We start from the raw sequence: 23,103 nt of genomic DNA, 5'->3' as shown, positions 1-23,103 counted from the left end.
TTTGGTTGATGTCAAATTTAAATGATTATATTGATCAAAAAACTGACATGCCCGATGATTTCAATCATAACATGGATGGCGATCTTGATATGGATGGCGATTAAGTAAGCATAAAAAACGACTCCCACCCATTGCGCCGCCACCGCGTTCGATGGTATAAAGAGAAATAAGGTTGATGATTTTCTCCTGAGGTCGGGGAGGTGGGCGATGGAGTTTCTTGCGCCTTCATACCCCCGGCCACTTTTGTTTGGGCGCCTTTTTCTCATTTCCTTGTCACCTCCAATCCAAAAAAAGACTGAAGAATCAAAGGGTTATCGAGGAACTGGGCTACGCACATAGCTCTCGCACAGCACCATCTCCCTTTGCACCGTTAGTATAACTGGGCGCGCTCATGAAGTCAAGCCCATAAAAGCATATGGAACAACACTTTGCGACTTGTTGTCTTGAATTAAATCCTGATTCCCAGGCACGCACGACTCTGTGTTGGGCGGTTTCGGGTGGCCATGGCCACAAGACACGTCGGTGAAGTACGCGCAGGCTACTCCTTGATTCGCCTATCAAGCCAGAGCAACGTGATGAGTCGAGTCTCTTCTCAACCACCCAAGGGAAAGAACCCCCTTTGTCATGACAGAGTCGATTGGGGATCCAAAACGAGAACGTGACCAGCGGGACGGGTGGATCGTAGGCGATGCTTATCGATCGCCAGATTGCCCAGTGCGTCTCGCTTCCCAACGCCGGGTTTTATGACTTCAAAGCAAGTACTCAGCATTTATCAACCTGAATTCCGAAATGGCCCTGGATGACTTTTCTCGGGTACGTGTCGGAGTGACCTCCTTCGAATTGGTCACAGCTGGTGCTCATTACCCTCAATCAGAGTTTTATTATCCCCACACTGATTTCTAAGGGCCGTTGAGCGTATAAAGGGATAGGAGCCGTATCGAGAGGATGTCACGAGAAGAAAGAGAAACGACCTCACTGAGCGCAATAGAACCAACGTTGCAGCGCGGACGAAGAGGTGAGGTCTCTTATGTTGAACATTCGAGGAAGCTATGTAAATTTCCTGTCGCTTGAGATGAATACTGCTCGGTTGTCGCAGCACACGCGCGATTTCATATAGGCTCACATAAGTTGACATTCTGTTGTTGCCGCTGTATCATTAGGGGCGAGAGGTCGGGCCCAATTGAAGACATATCCGTTTATGGGCTACAGACGTGTAAGGAGGCCTATTTCCCGACCTCTCATCTTCGTTTATTGTTTTAAATATTATGAAAGTTGGAACTCACGAAAATGGACCGTGGTCTGTTGAAGCCCTATGATGAACTCTCAACGTAGCAGTTAGTTCGTCCGCGTCCTCATGGGGTACGGCGCCTTGAGTGGGCGGTGGCATCCACTGAGAAGCATCTGCGTTAATTCTCGACCACCGATCCGACACAGTTCAATCCCGCCAGCTCGTTCACACCGTCCACGGCGAATCCAGATGCAGCCCCAGATCCTTCCCGAGCACCACGAGGCTGTTCCGCGTGAAATCCTGCGTCCGATAGATGCGCACGCTGTCCTCGTCGCGGCGGATCACGTCCCCAAGTCTATGCACGAGTTCCACGTAGCGCGTCTGATCCAGGACGCACTCGAACACCGACTTCTGCACGCGCTGGCCGTATCCCTCACACGCCTGCGCAACGCGCCGAAGGCGCCGTTGGCCCTCTTTGGTATCCGTGGCGACGTCGTAGGTCACAACGTAGAACATGCCCGCGCCCCCTATCCGCGGTACAAAAACGGCGTGTAGCCAAGCCCTTGCGAGCGGATGGCCCGAGCGAGCATCCTCGCCTGCACGTCGAGCAGTCGCCCGTACGCCACCGGCTGCTTGAGCAACGGGTGTTCGATCTCGACCTGCTTTCGCCTGTCCCACTCGCCAAAAAGCGTCCTTCTGCCCGCCTCGGTCAACTCCCAAGCTCCGCCCGGCAGCGGCTCGAAGTCGGATAGCTGAAGCTGACGGCGGTTGAAGAGCGAGAGCATGACGCGATCGGCCAGAATGGGACGCATCTCCTCCACCAAGTCGAGCGCAAGCGATGGACGCCCCGGGCGCAGCGTGTGCAGAAAGCCGATTTGGGGATCCAACCCCACGCCGAGCAGGGCGCTCTCCGCGTCCCGCGTGAGCAGGGCGTAGAGGAAAGAGAGAACAGCGTTCACGGGATCGCGCGGGGGACGGCGGTTGCGCCCGTCGAAAGCCAGGGCCGCGCGGATGGGAGGCGCGAGCAGATGCCTAAGCGCCAAGAAATACCTCCGCGCGGCTACGCCTTCAATCCCGCGCACCTCGTCAGGGTGTGAAGCCGAGGGAAGCTTGCGAAGTTCGCGGGCGAGATCGTCGGCCACCTCGCGAACGATGGCCCGATCCGCTGGATCTGCGACATCGCGCGCAGCCTTCAGGACGAGCTGGCGCTGGTTGTGGACCTTTCCCGCGACGATGGCTCGCATGATGGCGAGGGAGCGATCTGGAGAACGGGCCGCGTCGTGTTGGGCGGTTCGCAGAAGGACGTTGCCCGAGAGGCGGCCCTCGATGCGGTACAGGAAGCGGCCTTGCCGGGTCATGCGCACCACGGATCGACCTTCGGCGGCGCACCGCTCGAGCAGAGGCGAGGTGAAGGAGACGCGGCCGATCCCGACAATCGATTCAAGCAGGTGCATCGGCACGCGCGCGAGCGTCGCGCCCTCCAACGTCACCACCACAGTGTCTTGGTGCACGCGCACGACAGCGCCGTCCCGCTGTACGAACAGCGTTTTCAGAATCACAGGCGGCACGGGACTTCACCCCCGAGATCTTGTTCAATCATGCGCCAGAACGCCGCATCCGAAGGTTGTTTCGCCCAGTGCGGCAGACACGCGGGTTGAAGTGAACAGTGGACACAGCGCCTGTCTGCCACGGGCTGCGGCACCTCGTTTCGCACGAGCATGTCCCGCACGCGCGCGATCACGTCCATGGTCTGAGCGCGCAGCGCGTCATCGAAGATCACCCGCGACCGCCGGTGGCTATGGATGTGAAAGACGGCCCCTTCGGGAACGTCAGTTTGAAACATCTCCTCGAGGCACAGCGCTTGTGCACAGAGCTGGATCTGCTGCGCGCGACTCCGACGCACCTTGCCGTGCTTGAACTCGATGGGATAGGGTGTTTCGCCGTGCCATTCGACCACGTCGCAGCGGCCGATGATGCCGAGGCGGTCTGACCACACGCGCATGCCGGTGACGATCTTGTGCCCGCGGGCGGAAAACACGTGGTCCTCGTCAACCCGGTGGTGCAGAAGGTGACCGTTCATCGTGAGCTCGTTCTCCAGGAAGGTCTGTTCCACGTGGATCAGCGCGCACTGGCGCGGGCAGTACGCGTAGTGCTGCAGCGCCGAGATGGGGATTAACCTGTCGTCCTCCACCGTTCATCCCCCTTGTTTCCCTCGTTGTTTTCGTTGTAGCCATAGGATGCCCAGGTCAGAGGCAGATCATACTCAGATGGACAAGGCTGGAACGAGAAGCGAGCGGACCGCGTGGCCCGTGGACGCCTCGCTGCCACGTGGATTCGATGCAATGGCATGCTGCGGCGGCGGGACTGGGAGACTTAGAGCATGCTGAGAAGAGCCCTTGCAGAGTACGCGATCCGCGAACCTGTATCGGTGTGCAAATGCCCGGGGGTTCGCGCAGAGAGGAAAATCCGCGCCAGCACTGGACTTTTGGTGAAAAACAGGGTATTATGCAACCATCAATGGTTTGAGGATTTGGCACGCTGCGAGTAGGTTCGCGTTTTTCGCCCGCAAACCCGCGCTAGAAGCGGGCTGTGGAGGCAAGGGTCACTCCGCCGTGATCGTCGGCGGCCCCATTGAAGCTAGAACGGACCTTGCGCCCTATCTCGAGTCGGCCAAGTCACTCCGCCGTGATCGTCGGCGGCCCCATTGAAGCAGCGCCTCGCGGATTCCCTCCGCGTCGATGTCGAGGTCACTCCGCCGTGATCGTCGGCGGCCCCATTGAAGCCACAATGTCATCAATCGAAAAGTCATTGACCTCAACTTCGTCACTCCGCCGTGATCGTCGGCGGCCCCATTGAAGCTGGAACGATCACTGCTCCTGCGGCTCCTGATCCAACTTCGTCACTCCGCCGTGATCGTCGGCGGCCCCATTGAAGCCGCATCCTCGGCCATGCGCTGTTTCAACAGGTGTACTGTCACTCCGCCGTGATCGTCGGCGGCCCCATTGAAGCAAGACACCGCCCTCTACGTCCATAGGCCGCTGTTGGTCACTCCGCCGTGATCGTCGGCGGCCCCATTGAAGCGTATTACACCAGCGCTGCCTCCGAACCGAACCGCTCGTCACTCCGCCGTGATCGTCGGCGGCCCCATTGAAGCCACAGTGGAAGACGTGCGCGGCATTCCTTTGCCTGATGTCACTCCGCCGTGATCGTCGGCGGCCCCATTGAAGCACCTTTTGCCGGATCGTATCGCTCCCAGGCTTGCCAAGTCACTCCGCCGTGATCGTCGGCGGCCCCATTGAAGCATATAGATTATGGTAGTCATACAGGATCTTCCAGATCTCGTCACTCCGCCGTGATCGCCGGCGGCCCCATTGAAGCCCGGCCGGGGCGCGGCCACGCCCAGCGTCACTCCGCCCTGATCCAGGCCGCCGCGGGGCAACTCAATCGCAACAGCAAAGGCCGCTTCTTCAGCGAAGCGGCCTTTTGCATGGGTGGCGAGCGCTCAGCGATACACGTCGCTCCCGCCGGTTCGAAATGCCTCGGCTCTCTCCCGCATGCCTTCGGCAATCGCGTCGTCCAGCTCCAGCCCCCGCGCCTCGGCGTACGCGCGAAGGTCTTGGGTGATCCGCATGCTGCAGAATTTCGGCCCACACATCGAACAGAAGTGCGCTGTCTTCGCAGGCTCCGCCGGCAACGTCTCGTCGTGGAACTGCTCGGCGCGGACGGGATCGAGCGCGAGATGGAACTGGTCGCGCCAGCGGAATTCAAACCTCGCCTTCGAAAGCGCATCATCCCAGTGCTGTGCCCGAGGATGTCCCTTCGCCACATCGGCTGCATGCGCCGCGATTTTGTAGGCGATCACGCCGTCTTTCACATCGTCGCGGTTGGGCAGACCCAGGTGTTCCTTCGGCGTGACGTAGCAAAGCATGGCCGTACCGTGCCACGCGATCATGGCTGCCCCGATGGCCGAGGTGATGTGATCATAGCCAGGCGCGATGTCCGTCACGATGGGGCCGAGCGTGTAGAACGGCGCGTCATGGCAGAGTTCACGCTCGCGGATGACGTTCTCCTCAATGAGGTGCAACGGAATGTGACCCGGGCCTTCAATCATCACCTGGACGTCGTGAGCCCATGCGCGTTCGGTCAATTCCCCCAGCGTCTCCAGTTCGGCAAATTGCGCCTCGTCGTTGGCGTCGGCAATCGATCCCGGCCGCAGGCCGTCGCCCAGCGAAATCGACACGTCGTATGCGGCGAGAATTTCGCAAATCTCGTCAAAGTGAGTGTACAGGAAGTTCTCCTGGTGATGGGCCAGGCACCACGCAGCCATGATGGATCCGCCGCGGGAGACGATGCCCGTCACCCGATTGGCCGTGAGCGGAATGTACTGCAGTCGCACGCCTGCGTGAATGGTGAAGTAATCCACCCCTTGTTCGGCCTGCTCGATGAGGGTCTCTCGATAAACCTCCCACGACAAGTCCGGGATGCTGCCTCCGACCTTCTCCAACGCCTGATAGATGGGTACCGTGCCAATGGGCACGGGCGCGTTTCGAACAATCCACTCGCGCGTCTCGTGAATGTGCTTCCCCGTTGAGAGGTCCATCACGGTGTCCGCGCCCCACAGAATGGCCCATCGCATCTTCTCGACTTCTTCCTCGAGGGAAGAGGATACGACGGAATTCCCGATGTTTGCGTTGACCTTGACGTGGAATTTCCGCCCGATGATCATCGGCTCGAGTTCCGGGTGGTTGATGTTGGCCGGAATGATGGCTCGACCGCTTGCAACTTCCTGGCGCACGAACTCCGGATCCATCCCTTCGCGAATGGCCACAAACTCCATTTCGGGCGTAATGATGCCCCGTCTGGCGTAATGCATCTGTGTGACGATTCGGCCCGGCTTGGCGCGCCGCGCATGCCGGCGGAAAGGCAAAAGCGCCTCGTCCACATCGGCCGGCCTCGTCGGCGCTTTCCACTCGGTGTCGCCGCGCTCGTCAATCCAAGCCGCGCGAAGCGGTGGCAACCCGGCGCGCAGATCGATGTCCATCTGCGAATCGGTATAGGGCCCGCTGGTGTCGTAGACGCGGATGGGTGTGTTGTCGCGCCATCCGGAGGCCGTGCGCGTGGGTTCGAGTTCGATCTCGCGCATGGGCACGCGCAGATCCGGGCGCGATCCGGAAATGTAAACCTTGCGGCTTGCTGGGAAATACGGGGCAAAGCCTGTGCTCTTCACGACAAACCCTCCTCATTCGGGAGGGGCGGATGGGCGCCCGACGGCCCTGACCTTTGGGGAGTTCGCAGGGGCAAAGCGCCATACCGTCGGCTGGCACAGCATGGCCACGCTTCATGGGCCACACCCAAAGGAACGCGCCGCCTGCCGCGGATCAGCGCTCGACGGAGATTCTGCACTTCATCGCAATCCCTACGCTGGCATTACCCAGATCAGGTTCAACGGTCGGCAGCTCCATAGCCGCCCTCTCAGCCCGGTGACACCGAGCTCCCGTGTGTGCAGCTGACAGTTCCATGATAGGACGAATATGCGCGGGGAGCAATCTGTATTCCGAAATCTCTGATCTCTCGATCACGCGAAGGGCCGCGCACCGACTGGCGCGCGGCCTGTGAAGGAGCCGCAGGAGATCAGGACGCCTTGGCCTCCACCTTGCGCGCGTCGGCGCGTTCGCCTCGCGGCGCAAGGAGCAGGTACACCAACCCGGTCACAATCGGTGCGGCGTACGCGGACACGTCTGCGCCGCCGAACCAAGCGTTGGTCAGCGGGCTCTGCCACAGAGCGCTGTTGACCGACAGGAAGGTTGCCGCAGCCCCCACGACGAAGGCGGCGATGGCCCGCCAGTTGACCCCGCCGTTGTACCAATAGACGGAGGTCGGCGATGCATCGACGAGATCGTGCGCGAAATACCGACCTCGGACGATGAAATGGTGAACCATGTAAATGGCTGCCCAGGGTCCCATGACCGTGATCATGAGATCCAGGAAGTTCTCGAAGAAGTCGACGAAGTTGTTGGAGAAGAACAGAGCGTAAATGCCGATGGCCGTGCAGATGGCGCCGTCCAAGGCAACGGCGAAGTGGCGCTTCAGCCGAATCCCCATGGAGAGAAAGCTCATGCCGGAGCTGTATGCATTGAGGTAGTTGGCGCAGATGTCGCCGAGCACCACGACAATCAGGAACGGAATGGCGGCCCACTCCGGAATGGCCTTCGCGATGGCCATAACGGGATTCTGAGAGAAGTCCTTGGCGCTGATCACGGTGCCGAGCACCACGCCGAGCCCCATCATGATGAAGTTGGCCAAGCCGCCCCCGAGGAACGTCGCCCACACCATGCGGCTCGTCTTGGTCTCCTTCGGCAGGTAGCGGGAATAATCAGCTGCGAAGTTCGCCCAACCGTAGAAGGTGCTCGCAAGTCCAACGGAGAGCGCGAGCAGGAAGGTGGGGAACACCCCGTGGGCAGCGAGCGCGCTCGCGGGCGGGTTGAAGTTCCATTTGACATCAGGCAACACAGCGAAGAGCACGAGCACCGTGCAGGCGGCGAGAATGATGGCGAGCACGCGCTGCATGACCACAAGCGTGGCATGGCCCAGAATCGGCACGAGATACGTCAGAAACAGCGTGATGACGAGCGCCACAAGCGTGGGACCGACGCCGGTCGACGGAAGCCCGACGTACTGCGCGAGGCTCAGCATCGCCCAGACGGTGAGCACCATGGTCACGCTCTCCCAACCGACTGCGGTGAACCAGCTGAAAAACGCGGGAATCTTGCCGCCGTGCACGCCGAACGCGGCCCGAGAAATGGTGAGCGTCACCGTGCCTGCGCGCGGACCGGTCGCCACGTACAGCCCGAGCGCCGCAAACGAAATGGAACACAAAAGGACGATGAGAAGGCTCTCCCACACGTTCAAACCGAAGACGCCCGTGAAAAGCTGCCCGGTCACGACACCTGTAAACGTCAGGACTGCGGCGAACCACACGTAGAACAATTCGCGCGGCATCCCGTGGCGATGGTGTTCCGCGATGATGCCGTTGCCCTCTGTTTCGAGTCGAAACGCCTCGTCGACCTGTGCCGTTTGACGAAGCTCGTCCGCGGTGGCCATGGGCCGAACTCCCCCTCTTGTTTGGTGATGAAAAACAGAAAAGACCTCGGGCGACCGAACCCGTCGGTTCGTCTCGCCATGAGGCCGTTGACGGAGAGATCGGGCACGATGCGCTCGCACACGAGCCATGGTCCCAAGCTCGCGGGAACGCCCAATCGCGGCACCGCTCTATGACAACGGCCCCGTAGCGCAAGCGATTCTCGGTCGCTTGGTAGAGACTGCCGAGCCATATTCCCGGCATTATACGAGGCCTTTTGGATCACACGCCTAGTGTATCGAGCGCCGAGGCGCGAATCAATGGAAGATATCTCACGCGGGCGGCGAAACGGTGACGTTTGTGCAATTGTTACAAATTCGACACGAGGGATTCGTTGGGCCGGTCTTTCGACGTGATCGTCAAATAACCGACGGCCGCGATGATGCAAAGCGTGGTGGCCAGTGCCACAGCGCCGCGCCCGAAGCCCAAGCCGCCGTACGCCTTCTCCACACCCAGCCAATCCGCAAACGACGCGCCAAGCGGTCTCGTCATGACATACGAGAACCAAAACGCGAAGATCTCGTTCATGCCCGCCCACCGCTTCAGCAAAAAAGGCGCGCCAAATAGCACGGCGAACAGAATGCCTGACGCGAAGTAACCCAGGTGAAGCGTGGTGGCCGTCATGTCGCCGCAGGCCGTGCCCATGGCGAAGGTGGCCAGGACAGCGGCCCAATAAAACAACTCGCGGCGCCTCGTCACGATGCTGTGAATGTCGAGCGTGCGTTCGACGCGATACCAGGCCATGAACACCACGGCCAATAGGATGGCAAACGCCGTGGTGGACGCCCAGTAGGGCACGCCGAGCACAATGTGGATGGCGTCGGCCACCATGGTGCCGAATACAGCCACCATCGTGACGAACGTCCAGTAGATGTAGGGCACATACCGCTTGGCGCGGTACTGGAGCCAAAACGCAATGCCAAACGCGATGGCGCCGAGCACCACCGCCAGGTACTTGTTGAGGTGCAAGACCAGAAAGTCCGAGGTCGCTTCTCCCATGGCCGTGGTCAGCAGCTTCACAATCCAAAACCACACCGTGATCTCCGGCACCTTGATGACCAACGGCCGTATGCGCCGCGTACTCGCGCGCGCCGTGGACATGCCGATCCCCCCTGTGTGCGCGTCCCTTGCGCGCCGTCCATGATCCACGGTGATGGACGCCGCGGCGGCCCAACAGGTTCAACGCGATCGCGGCGCGAACAGGGCGAGTACTTCTGGCGCGTAGCCTCGGCGAGCACCCTGGCAACTGATGGCGCGGCGAACCTGAAGGGGGCGGCACTCGGCGCGGCGGTACGCCCGCTCCGTGAAGGGCGTCAGGTGATTTGAGATGAGGACGGGAATGCCGCGATCGGCGAGCTCTTCCGCAATGCGGGCGAGATCCCGCTGCTCCGCTTCGCCAAACCCCTGCGCCGCGTACTGGCGAAAGTTTGCCGTTTTCGAGAGCGGGACATACGGCGGATCGCAGTACACCACGTCGCCCGGCTCGGCCATGCGCATCACCTCGCGAAAGTCGACGCACAACAACTCGGCGCACCGGACTTTCTCGTAGAAATATCGCATCTCCCGCTCGGGGAAATAGGGCCGCTTGTACCGGCCGAACGGCACGTTGAAGCGCCCGTCGGCGTTATACCGGCAAAGCCCGTTGTAGCCATGCCGATTCAGGTACACAAACAGAGCGGATCGCCTCACCACGTCGCGCGAAGCGTTAAACTCCTCCCTGAGCGCGTAGTAGACCTCCGGACAGTTGTTCTCAGGAATGAACAGCTGCCGGCATTCCTCGATGAACGCCTCGCCGTACTCGTTCAGCACGCGGTACAGGGCGATCACGTCCGCATTGATGTCCGACAGCACGTACGTGGGATAGCTGGTATTCAGAAACACGGCGCCAGACCCAACAAATGGCTCGATCAGACGCCGCCCGGGCGGCAGCACCCGCTGAATATAAGGAAGAAGGCGGTACTTGCCCCCTGCCCACTTGAGAAAAGGCTTCACGCCCGCCGCCTCCCCTCGCGGCCGCACGAGGCGGCTCGTCTGCCCCCTATTCTAAACGGAGGCAGATCCGCCGTCTACCGCAAGAGGAAACACGGATCGATCTCGGCCAAGGAGTGGATCCCGACCGAGACCGATCCGCTCACTCCACGTCGTATCCCGCCTCTTCCACCGCGGACCGCAGCGCGGTCACGGGCGTGGAATCGGCATGCGTGACGACAGCCTCCCCCTTCTCAAGGCTCACGTCCACGCTGGAGACGCCCTCGACCGCCGTCAGCGCGCGCGTCACCGAGCGGACGCAGCCGTCGCACGTCATGCCCTTCACGCGCAGGGTTGTCGTCGCCATCAGCTCACCTCCCCTCGCCGCGGTTCTTGCTTCCCTTACAGCTTGGTGAACTGGCGCAGGACCTGAATCAGCTCCTCGACTTTTTCTTCTTCGCGATCCCGCTCGCGCAACGCCTCGGCGACGCATCCGCGCGTGTGGGATTCGAGAATAGCCAGCCCGACTTGGTGCAGAGCGCTTTTCACCGCGGCAATCTGGACCAGAATATCGATGCAATATCGCCCGTCTTCGACCATCTTTTGGAGCCCGCGCACTTGGCCCTCAATTCGCCGCAGGCGGCGAAGCAGATCCGGCTTCATCGGCTCGTAGCTGTGCGCATGTCCATGCGATTCGTCCGCGTGCAATGGGTCCACGTCTTTCCCTCCGGCGCCCGGACCCGCCGGGCATCAACTGTGCCTCGCTACGCCTATTGTATACGAAACCCCTGTACGGTATCCACCTCCCGCGCGCCGCCGGGGTGCCGCTCGCCGAGCGACGGACGTGATGAAGACGACGGATGTCGTCGATCATCGACACGCAGAGGTTGTCCTTTGTCCATCCTTGGGTTATGCTGGTGTCAACATACCGAGGCACGTAGGGCATCGCATTCAGCGTGGAATCCTGCGCGCCGACGAGATGGACGGCACCTCAGAAGATGCCCTCGGCCCCGCGAGGCTTTGATCCACGTGCATCTTGCATCCTCAGCCCTACCCGGCGGCGAGATCATTCCTCGTTGTACGTTCTCAATCGCGAACGACCTCCAGGTTTCGACCCACAAAGGACGCTCTCGCACACAGGATTCGAGGACACCGCGGTGGTCGCGCCGAGATCGCCAATGAAAAGATGCATTTACACAACATGTATAGATATACATATTCAATAGATCTGATATACGGATTTCCTTTTTAGATATTCTTTGATACAATCGCACACAAACGAGACTCCGGGAAAGGTGGTGAGTCGACTTCCCCGGCGGCGGACAAGGGCGACCGCAGGAAGTGACACTCATCGCACATTCCACCTGAAGGAGGAGAAGGCGAATGGCCAACTTGGAGTATACCCTGGCGCAAAGCGGCACGATTCACATTGCGGAGGATGTGATTCAGACCATCGCCGGCGCGGCCATGTCTGAAATCGAAGGCGTGGCGAAGATGGCCGGTTCCGCGGTGAGCGGGTTGGCAGAGCAGATCACCGGTCGGCGCAATTTGACGCGCGGCGTGAAAGTTGAATTCGCCGATGACGCCTGCACGCTGACCGTTCAGGTCGTGCTCCGGTATGGGTATCGAATCCCGGATGTCGCGGCACAGATTCAGGAGCACGTCCAGGCCTCGGTCGAGCAATACACGGGGCTGCGCGTCGCAGCTGTCCACGTGCATGTCATCGGTTTGTCGCTCCGAGACGAAGACGAAGAAGGCGAAGGATTCGGTTTCCCAAGCAAGGTTTCAAATCTGATCCAGCAGGGCACGGTTCTGGTCAAGCAAGGGTACGACACGGCGAAGAGCAAAGTTCAGTCGGCCACGCAGGCGACCAAGGAAGCTGCTGCGGGCGCGATGGAAACGGCAAAGGAAAAGGCGCAGCAGGTGATGGACGCAGCGGCGGAAAAAGCTCAGCAGGGCGCTGAAGCGGTGAAACAGACGGCGCAATCGGCGTACGAGGCGTCGAAGGACGCAGCGCAGCAAGGTGCGGAAGCCGTCAAAGACGTCGCGAGCCGGGCTGCGGACGCCGCGAAGGACGCCGCAGATCGCGCGGCGGTCAAGGCAAAGGACCAAATGCGCGAGTAGCATTCGTCCATATGAGGGGGAATGAAGGTGAACCTGTTTGACCGCCTGCTCCTGTTCATTCTGTCCATCGTGTCCCTGATCCTGGGCGTCGCCGTCGCTCTCGTCGGCGCAGCCGTCCCCATTGGCTGGGCCCAAATGGAGTTGACCCGGTATCCGTACAACGTCGTGACGATGGTGGTGGGCGGCGTCACCGCCCTCATCGCCATCCGATTCCTGTTCTTCCGGCGGCGGCGGGACCCAAAGCTGGACGCCGTCATGGTCACGGGCGATCACGGCCCCATCCGGATCGCCTACGACACCATCATCCAGCTCGCCAACCGGCGCGGTTCCCAACTCCGGGGCGTGTCCTCGTTTGAAACGGTCGTTCGCCAGGGTCAAGGAGGTCTCATTCTGACACTGCGCATGCGCGTCCTGCCGGACATCGACATCGCAGCCGTCGCGAAAGAGGCGCAAAACGCGGTGAAATCGTATCTCGAAGAGACAACGCACGTGCCTGTGGAGCGGGTCCTCGTCCAGGTGACCGAACTCGGCGATGGCAACCGAGCCATGCGCGTTTGGAGTGGTAGCGGTGCGTGAAACCTTGCGTGAAGCGTGGGAATGGCTGATCAACTTGCCGCATCGATATCACGGCCTGATGCTGGGTTTCGCTGTGTGGGTGGCGTGGATGATTGTAGGATTCTGGAGAATGGTGCTACTGGCGGTGCTCATTGCGCTCTTCTATTGGTTCGGGCGCATCTGGGAACAGGAAGGTTCCTTGGCCGGCATCGCAGAGCGCCTCTTGGGGTTCCTCGCCAACCGCAGGCGCCCGCGCGACGGCATGTGAGTTCTGCGCACGGCATGGAAAACGCCGCCGAGTCACAGCCCGGCGGCGTTTTCCATCATCACGCCCGCTTCAGCGGCTGGCGTCGCCAAAGTCAACGCCCTGCACGTAGACGTGGATCTGCGTGTTGTCCATGCCGATGTAACGATTCAGCGCGTCCGCGACCCGCTCCTGCACGTTCACTGCCGTATCATAGATGTTAACGCCGTACTGCACGATGATGTACAGACCGACCTTAACGTCATCGCCATTCGGACCGATTTGGACGTCCACCCCGCGCTCCAGGTTCTCGCGCCTCAGCACCTCGTTCAGGCGATCCATGACCTGGCGACGCGGAGCCATCCCGGCCAACCCGGGGCATTCCAGCGCGGCCATGCCTGCAATTTTCGCAACGACCTCTTCCGCAATCTGCACCTTACCCAGGCTGGTCTCCACCGTCTTCGGCATCCTATCACTCCTGCAGGATTCACAACTTTCCTCTATTGTACCATGTATTTCGGCATGCCGCAAAGGATTTTTCGTCGATTTCAATCCAGCCGACCGTTCATCGCAATCTTCCGGCACATTTCGCGAAACTGTGCTACAATGAGAGCCATCTGCGAAACACGACTCCATCGCGGCCACAGAGGGGATTTCCATGAACGACGCGCTGCGCCTAAAAGTCTGCAATCTTCTTCACGAAAATGCGAAATTGAGCCCTGAAACCATTGCGCGAATGCTCGGCGAGAGGCCGGACGTGATCGAAAAGACCATTGAGGAATTGGAGCAGGAAAAAGTCATCCTGCGCTATTCCGCCGTTGTCAACTGGGAGAAGCTCCCCGTCAATCAAGTGACGGCCGTGATCGCTGTCAAGGTGCTCCCACAGCGGGAGGTCGGTTTCGACGCCATCGCGCGCAAGATCTATCGCTTCGACGAGGTGAAGTCCGTCTCGCTGATGTCCGGGGGCTACGACCTTCAGGTGACGGTCGTAGGGCGAGATCTCCGCGAGGTCTCCAGGTTCGTGTCTGAGAAGCTGGCGACGCTCGAAAACGTCACGTCCACGGCGACGCACTTCCTGCTCAAGACGTACAAGTCGGACGGCGTCATCTACGACGACACCGATGGAGAAAGGCGACTGATGATCACGCCATGAACACGCTATATGAACGTTTGTCCCCCGTCGTTCGCAATCTTCCCCCGTCTGGCATCCGCCGGTTTTTCGATCTCGCCAGTCAAATGCAGGACGTCATCTCGCTCGGCGTGGGCGAACCCGACTTCGTGACCCCTTGGCACGTGCGCGAGGCGTGCATGTACTCCCTGGAGCAGGGCTACACGACGTACACACCCAATCGGGGGCTCCCCGAGCTGTGCGTCGAGATCGCCAAATATCTCACGAAGTTTGGACTCACGTACGATCCGTCCCACGAGGTTCTCGTCACCGTCGGCGGAAGCGAGGCCATCGATCTCGCGCTGCGGGCGCTGGTGTGCCCAGGCGACGAGGTCCTCATCCCTGTCCCGACATACGTCAGCTACAAGCCCTGCGCGCTGCTCGCGGGCGCAGACGTGGTGGAACTGCCCACCTACGCGGAGGACGGTTTTCGACTCACTGCTGATGCCCTGGAGCGAGCCATCACGCCACGAAGCAAGGTGCTCGTCTTGTGTTTTCCGAACAATCCGACCGGTGCGGTCATGGACAAGGAAGACCTCCAGGCCATCGCGGAGGTCGTCCAGCGCCACGACCTGTTTGTGGTGTCCGACGAGATTTACGCCGAGCTGACGTATGGCAGCCAACACGTGAGCATCGCCGCCATCCCCGGAATGCGAGAGCGCACCGTCGTGGTGAGCGGCATGTCGAAGGCGTACGCCATGACGGGCTGGCGCATCGGCTACGCGGCCGGGCCGGAGCCCATCATCTCGGCCATGCTCAAGATTCACCAGTACACCATCATGTGCGCGCCGCACATGGCGCAGCGGGCCGCACTCGAAGCGCTGCGAAACGGGGACGACGAGCGGGATCGCATGGTGGAGAGCTACGACAGGCGGAGAAAGCTGATTGTGGCAGGGCTGAACGAAATCGGGCTGCCGTGCCACGAGCCGCGGGGCGCGTTCTACGCGTTCCCCGACATCCGCCCCACGGGGCTCACGTCAGAACAGTTCGCGGAACGGCTGCTTCTGGAGCAGGGCGTGGCCGTGGTCCCGGGCAACGTGTTTGGCGATCCCGGCGAGGGTTTCGTCCGCTGCTCGTACGCCACCTCGGTGGAACTCATCGAAGAGGCGCTCCGGCGCATCCGGACCTTCGTGGAACACCTCAGCTATCATCCCGTGCGGTGACGCCGAGAACGAGCGATGCCTTCTGCGGCGCGCGCTCCCGCGCGAGCCACGCGCCGCAGAAGCCGATGGCCGCAAACGCCGTCGGGATCGCCAGCGCGAAGTGGAAGCCGAGAGCGCGCGATGCCGGCACGGAGCTCAGCACGACGCCAAACAGCGCAGGGAGCAAGACGGCGCTGAGGAAGCCCCCCATGTTGGCGAAGCCCGATGCAATCCCTACGCGTTCCACGGCAAACGTCTCGCGCACCAACGCGAAGGTCAGCGAGCTGCCCCCGTTGCCGAAGCCAATCACGAGGAGAAGCGCGGACACAAGGCCGAGCGACGGCCGCATGCCCATGCTCACCCACACCAACCAGCTGGCGAGGGTGAGCGCGTGGACCGCGAGGTACAGGCGCTTCACGTGCCCGAACCGGCTTGCGAGCCAGCTCGTCGTCGGCCCGCCGGCCATCGCGCCCAAAAGTCCCAGCATGACGAGCGCGCTGGCAGACGATCTCGCCATGTGAAAGACCTGCATGAGGTACGGAACAGCCCAGGAGCCCATGAACCCCACGTACGTTCCCACCAGCCCAAAGTGGCACATCGCAAGGGCGTAGGCCTGCCGCGAGCCGAACGTCTCGCGAATCGCCTGCCGGACGTGCAAAGGTCTCACCGGCTGACCCGCCCGGGCCCCATCGTCCGGAAACATGCGGCGCGGCCGGCGGATGACGACGATTTCGAGCGCCACGGCCAACAGGATCAAAACGGCGCTCACCGCGATAAAAAGGCTGCGCCAACCCCAGGCTCGAATGAACAAGGCATAAGGAACCGTCGCCGTCAGCGAGCCAAAGCCCGCCGCAATGCCAATGACCCCGAGCAGCGCCACAAACTCCTGCGCTCGAAACCATTCGTTCAAAATGGCCACGAGATTGACGAAAATGGTGGCATCCCCGACGCCGACGAGCAGACGGGCCATCTCTAACATCCAGGGTGCCGCGGCAAGGCCCGTCAGGAGCGTTCCCACCCCGTTGATGGCCGTGCCGGCTACGAGCAAGCGCCCGGGTCCAAACCTGTCCGACAAGAGCCCCACGGGCACCTGCAAAAGCGCGTACGCGAGAAACTGGATGCCGTCCATGAGCCCGAGAGCACCCGGACTCATGTGGAAATCGGACATCCACACGTTGGTCACGAGCCCGGGCGCGGTCCGCTGACTGACAATGAGATAGTAGGCGGCGAGCGCGGTGAACAGCACGAACCAACGGTATGGACTCTCCTGGCGCGACACCATCGTCACTCTCCTCGTAAACGCGAGAAAACGGAGGCAGGTCGCATAGCCTCCGTTTCAGCTCGAAATCCGCACAGATAGGGCTGTATCTCGATTGTACCGCAAGGACAGGAAAAGACCAACCGGAGCTAGCTCGCGTCCGGTCGTCACAGGTTTGAGGCGTCGGAAGCGGGCGCGGTCTTTGCGCGGCCCATGCGACCGAGCCCAATCAGGCACAGACACAGGGCGGCGCAACCCAAGATGGTGAGCCCAAACGGCCAGGCGTCGCGCGCACCCCCGACGCCAGGCAAGGGCGACGTGATGCTGCCGAAGAGAAACGGCAAAATCCCGAGCACTGCGGATGCCGTACCCGCTCGTTCTCCATGGTTTTGCATGGCGAGCGACGTGCAGGCAGGTCCGATGAACCCGTTCGCCGCGTTCAACACAAACAAGGCTCCAACGAGAACGGGGAACGGCCCGTGCAGGCCCGCGGTGAAACATGCGCAAAGCCCAGCCGACGCCCCCACCCACAGCGCTCCGTGCAGGAGTCGCTTCACCGGCACGCGCGGTGCAAGCATCCTGAGCGCTTGCGCTGCGGCCATAAGCCCGACTCCGTTCGACGCAAAGACTGCCGAATAGACAATCGGGTTGAGCCCATACAGCGTCTCATACACGAACGGACTTCCCGCCACATACGCGAAAATCGCCCCCATGTACAGGCCTGAAATCACCGCGTAGACGGTAAACGTCTTATCTCTCAGCACGGCGAGGTACGCCGTTCCCGGCGCCCCCGCGCTTCGGCTCACCCTTCGCGCGCGCGGCAGCGTCTCCGGCAACACAAATCTGGCCATCACGAAGAGTACCATTCCCACCGCAGTCAGGAGCCAAAAGATGCCTCGCCACCCCGCGGCGGTGAGGACCATGCCACCAACCAGAGGCGAAATGAGGGGCGAGACGCTGCCGATGATCGACGTCAAAGCATACAACCTCGTCAACGCAAGCCCTTCAAATTCATCTCTGACCATGGCGCGAGGAATAGACAGGGCCGCGCCTGCTCCGCAGCCCTGGATCCATCGCATCGCGACGAAACAGGCCGCGTTCGGGGACAGGGCGCAGCCCAACGAGGCCAGCGTGAATAAGCCCATGCCCCACGCGAGCGGACGGCGGCGCCCCCACACGTCGGAGAGCGGCCCCGCCGCGGCCTGACCGCACGCCAGACCTAACATGCCCATCGTGAGGCTCAATTGAATCACCGCCGGACTCGCGTGCAGTTGGCTCGCAAGGTCCGGAAAGGCCGACAGGTACATGTCGACCGTGAACGGCCCCAGGGCGGAAAACACCGCCACCCAGGCGGCGAACATGGCCGGCCGCAACGTCATCCCCTCCGCGAATCTTCGCCGCGCTTCCGTTCACCGACCAGCGCGCCTGAACACGGAATCACGATTGCCGCATCGTGCTGATGTCAATCACGAACCGGTACCGCACGTCCGACTTCAGCACGCGCTCCCACGCCGCGTCGATCTCGTCCGCCGAAATCATCTCAATCTCCGGCGTCACCCCGTGTGCCGCGCAGAAATCGAGCATCTCCTGCGTCTCGCGAATGCCGCCGATGCACGAACCCGCGAACGACCGCCTGTGAGTGATAAGCGGGAACGCGTTCACCTCGAGCGCCTCCGGCGGCGCGCCCACGTTGACGAGCGTCCCGTCCGTCTTCAGCAGCTCGAGATACGCATTGATGGGGATCTTGGCAGACACCGTGTTGATGATGAGATCGAAACGGCCCGCGAGCTGGCGGAAGGTCTCCGGATCGCTCGTCGCGTAATACGCTTTTGCCCCGAGGCGCAGCCCATCCTCCTTTTTGCGCAGCGACTGGGACAGCACCGTCACCTCCGCCCCCATCGCCTTCGCGAGCTTCACGGCCATGTGGCCGAGCCCACCGAGGCCGATCACGGCGACTTCCTTTCCGGGCCCCGCCTGCCAGTGGCGCAGCGGCGAATACGTCGTGATCCCCGCGCACAGGAGCGGAGCGGCCTTGTCGAGGGGCAGCGCATCCGGAATTCGAAGGACGAAGTCTTCTTTCACGACGATGTGCGTGGAATAGCCTCCCATGGTGTATTGACCATAGCGGTCCACGCTCCCGTAGGTCTGAATGTTGCCCTTCACACAGTACTGCTCATCGCCGCGCTTGCAGTTCTCGCATTCGCCGCACGAGTCGACCATGCAGCCCACCCCGACGCGATCGCCCGGCTTGAATCGGGTCACCGCGGGGCCGACCTCCTTGACGATGCCAGTGATCTCGTGCCCGGGCACAAAGGGATACCGCACTTCGCCCCACTCGCCGCGGGCCGAATGAATGTCGGAGTGGCAGATCCCGCAGTATTGGATTTCAATCAGCACGTCCTCGGGTTGAAGCGCCCGCCGCTCAATCTCGATGGCGTGAAACGGGCTCTCCTTGCTCAGCACGCCTCGCGCTTGGACTCGCATTGCGCCAACCTCCCCACTGGCGAATTACACAACCATGTAGTAAGCTTCGAACGTGTACGATTGTAGCGCAGCGCGGCCCGAGGGCCATGGACACGTCGCGCGCCGATGCGCATTAGTACACATTTGCGCGAAAAGTGTGGCCTCTTTCGAATTGGAAACGAAGGAGCAGTGAGGAAAGCAAGGAAAGGAAGCGAGGAGGACGAGCCCAGTGGATCGGCGAGTACAGAAATCGCGCCAGGCGATTCGCGAGGCGTTCGTGGGCCTCATGAAGGAGAAGGATTTCGAGCATATCACGGTCCAGGACATCACGGACCGCGCCAACGTCAGCCGAAAGACGTTCTATCTCCATTTTCTGGACAAATACGACCTGTTGGATCGCATCATTGAGGACGCCATTCGGGAGATGGACGAGTTCGGCCGGTGCGTCTGTGAACTCGACTGGGTCCCGGCCACCGAACACTGCTTTCAATATCTCGCGGACCGGTACGACTTCTTCGGTACCATGCTGACCCAAGCAGGGGCGCCTTACTTCCGCCGGCGCTACGTCGAATCCTGCATGAGCTCGTTCCGGGAGGAGATTCGCAAAGTCGTGGGCCGTCAACCGCTGCCGGAGGAAGAGGTCATCCTCCAGTTCGTCGTGCACGCCTACGTCGGAACGGTGGAGTGGTGGCTGCAACAGGGCATGCCCCATCCGCCGAAGGTCATGGCGGATCGCGTAGGGCGCATGCTGGAAGCCGTCTACGCACAACTGCCCACGCTCCGACGCCCCGTCGCGGAACGCGAAACCCCGGCGGCGCCGCTCGCCCAGTTGGACCCAGGCGCGTAAACCCAAGGCAGCGCACCGCGCCGCGACATGCGGGAGATGCGCTGCCCACGCCGCTCACACCACCTGCACTGCGCCGTCACGAAAGGGAGAGAATGGCGTCTCGAAGCACGTCGACGATGTGCTGAATGTCCCCTTCAGACACCACGAAAGGCGGACACAGCGTCACGACATTGTTGCCACCCGGCGTGGTGTCGCCATTTTTCCCGACGATCACGCCGCGCGCCTTGCACTCCGCCACCACGCGAGCCACGAGATCCGGCGCCAGCGGCGCACGCGTCGCCCTGTCCTCGACCATCTCCACGCCCGCCAGCAGGCCAAATGTGCGGATGTCCCCCACGTGCGGCAGATCCTCAAGCCGCGCCAGTTCCCCCGCCAGCACATCGCCCAACGTGCGGGCGCGATCGACCAGGTTCTCGCGCTCCATGATATCGAGCGTCGCGAGCCCTACGGCGCAGGAGGCCGGGTGACCGCCGAACGTATTGACATGCCGCAGGTGCGCGTAGTCCTCACTCGTCGCGAAGGCTGCGTCGAAAATCTCCGCGCGCACCGCGGTCGCGGCGAGCGGCAGATAGCCGCTCGTGATGCCCTTGGCCATCGTCACGATGTCCGGGCGCACGCCGAAGCGCTGATGGCCAAAGGGCGCACCCGTCCGCCCAAAGCCGCAGATCACCTCATCCACAATGAGCAGTGCGCCGTGCCGATCACAGATCTCCCGTAGTTTGGGCAGGTAACCGTCCGGCGTGACGAGGACACCTCCGCCCGTGATGACGGGCTCGGCGATCACGGCCGCGATGGTCGCATCCACTTCCCAACGCATGACGTCACCCACGTGGCGCGCGCACTCCAGGGCACACGTCGCCGGCTGTTTGGCGAACGGGCAGCGATAGCAATCGGGCGGTGGGACGTGAACGAAGCCCGGCGCCAACGGCTCGTAGCGGTACTTCCGGTCAAACTGTCCGGACGCCGCAAGTGCCCCCATCGTGTTTCCGTGGTACGCGCGGTAGCGCGAGACAATCTTCCAGCGATGCGGCTCATCCCGCTGCGCGTGGTATTGGCGCGCGATCTTGAACGCGACCTCGTTGGCCTCCGAGCCGCTGTTCGAGAAAAAGACGCGGTACTCACCACCGAGCCAAGTGGAAATTCGCTCAGCCAACTCGATGGCGGGCGAGTGGGTTTGAGTCAGAGGATAATACGGCATCTCCGTCAGCTGGCGATAGGCCGCCTCAGCGAGTTCCCGCCGCGAATAACCGAGGTTCACGCACCAAAGCCCCGACATCGCGTCCAAATACTTGCGCCCGTCCACGTCAAAGACATAGGGGCCGTCGCCCCGAACGACGTGCAGCGGATGTTGCGCCGCCTCGTAGGGCACCATGCCGTGCCACACGTAGCGCCTATCCTTCTCGAGCCACGCCGATCTGCCCGCGCCAAGCACCTCGTTTTCGACCGCCATGCGCATCCCTCTTTCGCGTCCGTGAGGAATTAGGTTGAGGCCAGTGTACCATACGTCTCCGGCCTGCGATCTCGGTAAAACTGCCACGTCTCGCGCACCTCGCGGATGACCTCGCGGTCCATGTCGGCGATGACAATCTCGTCCTGATCTCGCGAAGCAACGCGCACAAAGTTGCCCCGCGGGTCGACCAGGTACGACTGCGTCGATCACGGCCGCCGTGTTGGAATACACGCCGGGCATGGCCTCCTCGTAGAGGGGAACAACGAGGACCCTTTCGTGACGCTTCGCCACCTCTTGCATCAACTGAACGGTTGGGCTCCAGCAAAAACGATGGACAACCCACTCGGTGATCCGTTGACGAGCGTTCAGGTGTAAAATGGTTGACAGCGGAAGGTGAGTGGCATGGAACCAACGGATATTCGGGGCGTGATTCTTTCCCGCGCGACGCGTCGCCAGGCCATTGGGTTGTTCTGTGCGCTCGCGTTGATCTTCGCTGCCTACCTAGCCACCGGGAGCCTCGTCGGCCACCTGCCGGTCGACTCTGCCGGCTGGTTCTGGTTAGATCTCCCTTCTTTTGCGCTGCTGGCTTGTGTTTTGGCTGTCTATGCCAAGTGGCGAGGAGAGCAGCGAGAAGTCGCGGTTCGTTGGCAGGCAGATGCGCGCATCTGCGAAATCGCAGGGGCTTCCTGTGAGGGGACCTGGGAGGTCATGGGCAAGTCCTTGCAGAGAGTGAGCGAATGGACGGTTGCTGTGGTGTTTCTCGCTGCCATTGCCGTCGGAATGGCGGCCTTAGGCGTCTCGGAGCTTGCCCATTCGCACCATGTCCGCGACATGGCGCACGGCATGCAGATGCTGTGCGATGCCTCGGGGCCCAGCGTGCTGATTCTCTTGAATTGGCCCTTCCGTGCGGGGCGCTTTCGATACGTGGTCACCTTGCGGCGCGGCCCGGAGCGGATGCGCGTGTTGATCTGATATGGATGAGGCCAACCTGATGTGTGGCAAAGAGATGGACCCACCGCCGTCCATCATCGGTTGCATCGCCCCTAGTCGAGTGCGCACCTTGGAAGGAGGCCATCGTGCAGCTCTTCCCTTTCCGTGCGGTGTTCTTGAACAGTTCAAAACCTTCTTCAAATCGACCGTTTGTCAAATGACCCTCCTCTGCTCCAACCGGACGATCTCCTGATTTTTACGCTTCCTGCAGAAAACAACTTCGTTTAGGAGATTTCTAACTCAATCCATCCCAAGTACCTTCGGGGTTCTCAACCTCCTTACCATCGACAAACTCAAACACTGCATAAAGGAGCTCACGGTTCCCACTCAACTGTATCATGGTCTTTGTTCCGACAACTTTGGGCACGGCCATCAAATTACCCAGCACATCCATCTATTCAAGTTCCGCACGAACCTCATCAGCAGAGTATCTACCTTGTCGATACCGCCTTAGCACACCTTTCCTTTGAGGTGTTCACGACATAGGTATCGTTTTCACCGTGCTGCCAGCAGATGAAACGTCGTATC

The 23,103-nt window shown here is 61.3% G+C and carries 22 protein-coding genes, 1 pseudogene, 1 CRISPR repeat array and 2 riboswitches; of the genes and pseudogenes, 7 read left to right on the top strand and 16 right to left on the bottom strand.

Annotated elements, in window-relative coordinates; translation table 11 throughout:
- Positions 1-17 precede the first annotated feature (17 nt).
- The 10 genes from AS26_RS00405 to AS26_RS00360 all read right to left on the bottom strand — a co-directional run bounded on the left by AS26_RS00405 (position 18) and on the right by AS26_RS00360 (position 10,997).
- Positions 18-266: a hypothetical protein gene (locus tag AS26_RS00405; protein WP_062305215.1), complete on the bottom strand. Its 249-nt coding sequence runs from the start codon at positions 264-266 to the stop codon at positions 18-20.
- 1,187 nt (positions 267-1,453) lie between these two features.
- Entirely contained in the window at positions 1,454-1,744 is a 291-nt protein-coding gene (gene cas2 / locus AS26_RS00400) for a CRISPR-associated endonuclease Cas2 (protein ID WP_062305214.1), read from the bottom strand.
- An 11-nt stretch (positions 1,745-1,755) separates the two neighbouring features.
- Positions 1,756-2,796 carry a type I-C CRISPR-associated endonuclease Cas1c gene (gene cas1c, locus AS26_RS00395; protein WP_062305212.1) on the bottom strand — a complete coding sequence of 347 codons (1,041 nt, stop codon included), beginning with the start codon at positions 2,794-2,796 and terminating at the stop codon, positions 1,756-1,758.
- On the bottom strand, positions 2,784-3,419 hold the full coding sequence (gene cas4, locus AS26_RS00390) for a CRISPR-associated protein Cas4 (RefSeq protein WP_062305211.1): 636 nt from the start codon (positions 3,417-3,419) through the stop codon (positions 2,784-2,786). Before cas4 ends, cas1c begins: the two co-directional genes overlap by 13 nt.
- A gap of 410 nt (positions 3,420-3,829) precedes the next feature.
- A CRISPR array of direct repeats spans positions 3,830-4,606; the repeat unit is 37 nt; unit sequence GTCACTCCGCCGTGATCGTCGGCGGCCCCATTGAAGC.
- Between the two features lie 124 nt (positions 4,607-4,730).
- On the bottom strand, positions 4,731-6,455 hold the full coding sequence (thiC, locus tag AS26_RS00385; RefSeq protein ID WP_062305209.1) for a phosphomethylpyrimidine synthase ThiC: 1,725 nt from the start codon (positions 6,453-6,455) through the stop codon (positions 4,731-4,733).
- Positions 6,456-6,624: 169 nt separating this feature from the next.
- A riboswitch (TPP riboswitch) is annotated at positions 6,625-6,736 on the bottom strand.
- 123 nt (positions 6,737-6,859) lie between these two features.
- Positions 6,860-8,329: a purine-cytosine permease family protein gene (locus AS26_RS00380; RefSeq protein ID WP_062305208.1), complete on the bottom strand. Its 1,470-nt coding sequence runs from the start codon at positions 8,327-8,329 to the stop codon at positions 6,860-6,862.
- A 165-nt stretch (positions 8,330-8,494) separates the two neighbouring features.
- Positions 8,495-8,597: riboswitch (purine riboswitch) on the bottom strand.
- Positions 8,598-8,675: 78 nt separating this feature from the next.
- Positions 8,676-9,467 carry a COG4705 family protein gene (locus AS26_RS00375; RefSeq protein ID WP_062305206.1) on the bottom strand — a complete coding sequence of 264 codons (792 nt, stop codon included), beginning with the start codon at positions 9,465-9,467 and terminating at the stop codon, positions 8,676-8,678.
- A 78-nt stretch (positions 9,468-9,545) separates the two neighbouring features.
- Positions 9,546-10,358 (bottom strand): Dam family site-specific DNA-(adenine-N6)-methyltransferase, encoded by an 813-nt coding sequence (locus AS26_RS00370; protein ID WP_174519907.1) that lies wholly within the window; start codon positions 10,356-10,358, stop codon positions 9,546-9,548.
- Between the two features lie 139 nt (positions 10,359-10,497).
- Entirely contained in the window at positions 10,498-10,701 is a 204-nt protein-coding gene (locus tag AS26_RS00365) for a heavy-metal-associated domain-containing protein (RefSeq protein WP_062305202.1), read from the bottom strand.
- Positions 10,702-10,736: 35 nt separating this feature from the next.
- On the bottom strand, positions 10,737-10,997 hold the full coding sequence (locus AS26_RS00360) for a metal-sensitive transcriptional regulator (RefSeq protein WP_062305287.1): 261 nt from the start codon (positions 10,995-10,997) through the stop codon (positions 10,737-10,739).
- A gap of 720 nt (positions 10,998-11,717) precedes the next feature.
- Between AS26_RS00360 and AS26_RS00355 the strand changes: the two genes are divergently transcribed.
- From AS26_RS00355 to AS26_RS00345, 3 genes are read left to right on the top strand one after another with little or no spacing between them, the layout of a single operon-like run.
- Entirely contained in the window at positions 11,718-12,458 is a 741-nt protein-coding gene (locus AS26_RS00355; protein WP_062305198.1) for an Asp23/Gls24 family envelope stress response protein, read from the top strand.
- A gap of 21 nt (positions 12,459-12,479) precedes the next feature.
- Complete coding sequence (amaP, locus tag AS26_RS00350) at positions 12,480-13,034, top strand: alkaline shock response membrane anchor protein AmaP (RefSeq protein WP_245629525.1); 555 nt, start codon at positions 12,480-12,482, stop codon at positions 13,032-13,034.
- Positions 13,027-13,281, top strand: a complete 255-nt coding sequence (locus tag AS26_RS00345) for a DUF2273 domain-containing protein (protein ID WP_062305196.1) — start codon at positions 13,027-13,029, stop codon at positions 13,279-13,281. The genes amaP and AS26_RS00345 overlap by 8 nt, the downstream gene beginning before the upstream one ends.
- Before the next feature lie 69 nt (positions 13,282-13,350).
- Here AS26_RS00345 and AS26_RS00340 read toward each other — a convergent pair whose 3' ends face one another.
- Entirely contained in the window at positions 13,351-13,725 is a 375-nt protein-coding gene (locus AS26_RS00340; RefSeq protein ID WP_062305194.1) for an Asp23/Gls24 family envelope stress response protein, read from the bottom strand.
- Between the two features lie 190 nt (positions 13,726-13,915).
- Here AS26_RS00340 and AS26_RS00335 point away from each other — a divergent pair, with 190 nt between their 5' ends.
- Both AS26_RS00335 and AS26_RS00330 read left to right on the top strand, forming a co-directional pair.
- Complete coding sequence (locus tag AS26_RS00335) at positions 13,916-14,410, top strand: Lrp/AsnC family transcriptional regulator (protein WP_062305193.1); 495 nt, start codon at positions 13,916-13,918, stop codon at positions 14,408-14,410.
- Positions 14,407-15,588 (top strand): aminotransferase class I/II-fold pyridoxal phosphate-dependent enzyme, encoded by a 1,182-nt coding sequence (locus AS26_RS00330; RefSeq protein ID WP_062305191.1) that lies wholly within the window; start codon positions 14,407-14,409, stop codon positions 15,586-15,588. The genes AS26_RS00335 and AS26_RS00330 overlap by 4 nt, the downstream gene beginning before the upstream one ends.
- Here the strand turns inward: AS26_RS00330 and AS26_RS00325 are convergent.
- From AS26_RS00325 to AS26_RS00315, 3 genes are all read right to left on the bottom strand, one after another.
- Complete coding sequence (locus AS26_RS00325) at positions 15,566-16,849, bottom strand: MFS transporter (RefSeq protein WP_245629524.1); 1,284 nt, start codon at positions 16,847-16,849, stop codon at positions 15,566-15,568. The two genes, AS26_RS00330 and AS26_RS00325, sit on opposite strands and share 23 nt — an antisense overlap.
- Before the next feature lie 143 nt (positions 16,850-16,992).
- Positions 16,993-18,198: a multidrug effflux MFS transporter gene (locus tag AS26_RS00320; RefSeq protein WP_169793460.1), complete on the bottom strand. Its 1,206-nt coding sequence runs from the start codon at positions 18,196-18,198 to the stop codon at positions 16,993-16,995.
- A 64-nt stretch (positions 18,199-18,262) separates the two neighbouring features.
- Positions 18,263-19,309: an NAD(P)-dependent alcohol dehydrogenase gene (locus AS26_RS00315; RefSeq protein ID WP_062305188.1), complete on the bottom strand. Its 1,047-nt coding sequence runs from the start codon at positions 19,307-19,309 to the stop codon at positions 18,263-18,265.
- Positions 19,310-19,517: 208 nt separating this feature from the next.
- Here AS26_RS00315 and AS26_RS00310 point away from each other — a divergent pair, with 208 nt between their 5' ends.
- Positions 19,518-20,135, top strand: coding sequence for a TetR/AcrR family transcriptional regulator (locus AS26_RS00310; RefSeq protein ID WP_062305186.1), 618 nt, complete (start codon positions 19,518-19,520; stop codon positions 20,133-20,135).
- Positions 20,136-20,211: 76 nt separating this feature from the next.
- On the opposite strand, the gene AS26_RS00305 is transcribed toward AS26_RS00310, so the two are convergent.
- A complete protein-coding gene (locus AS26_RS00305) occupies positions 20,212-21,585 on the bottom strand; it encodes an aspartate aminotransferase family protein (RefSeq protein WP_062305184.1) in 1,374 nt (457 codons plus the stop codon).
- Positions 21,586-21,614: 29 nt separating this feature from the next.
- Positions 21,615-21,785: pseudogene (locus AS26_RS13685) on the bottom strand (nitrilase-related carbon-nitrogen hydrolase); the annotation flags it as partial.
- Positions 21,786-21,987: 202 nt separating this feature from the next.
- Between AS26_RS13685 and AS26_RS00300 the strand changes: the two are divergent.
- On the top strand, positions 21,988-22,557 hold the full coding sequence (locus AS26_RS00300; RefSeq protein ID WP_062305183.1) for a hypothetical protein: 570 nt from the start codon (positions 21,988-21,990) through the stop codon (positions 22,555-22,557).
- Positions 22,558-23,103 lie beyond the last annotated feature (546 nt).

The organism is Alicyclobacillus sendaiensis NBRC 100866 (genome assembly GCF_001552675.1).
Classification (GTDB): domain Bacteria; phylum Bacillota; class Bacilli; order Alicyclobacillales; family Alicyclobacillaceae; genus Alicyclobacillus; species Alicyclobacillus sendaiensis.
Note: the sequence above shows the minus strand (reverse complement) of the source record. Positions and strands in the feature narration are given on the sequence as shown.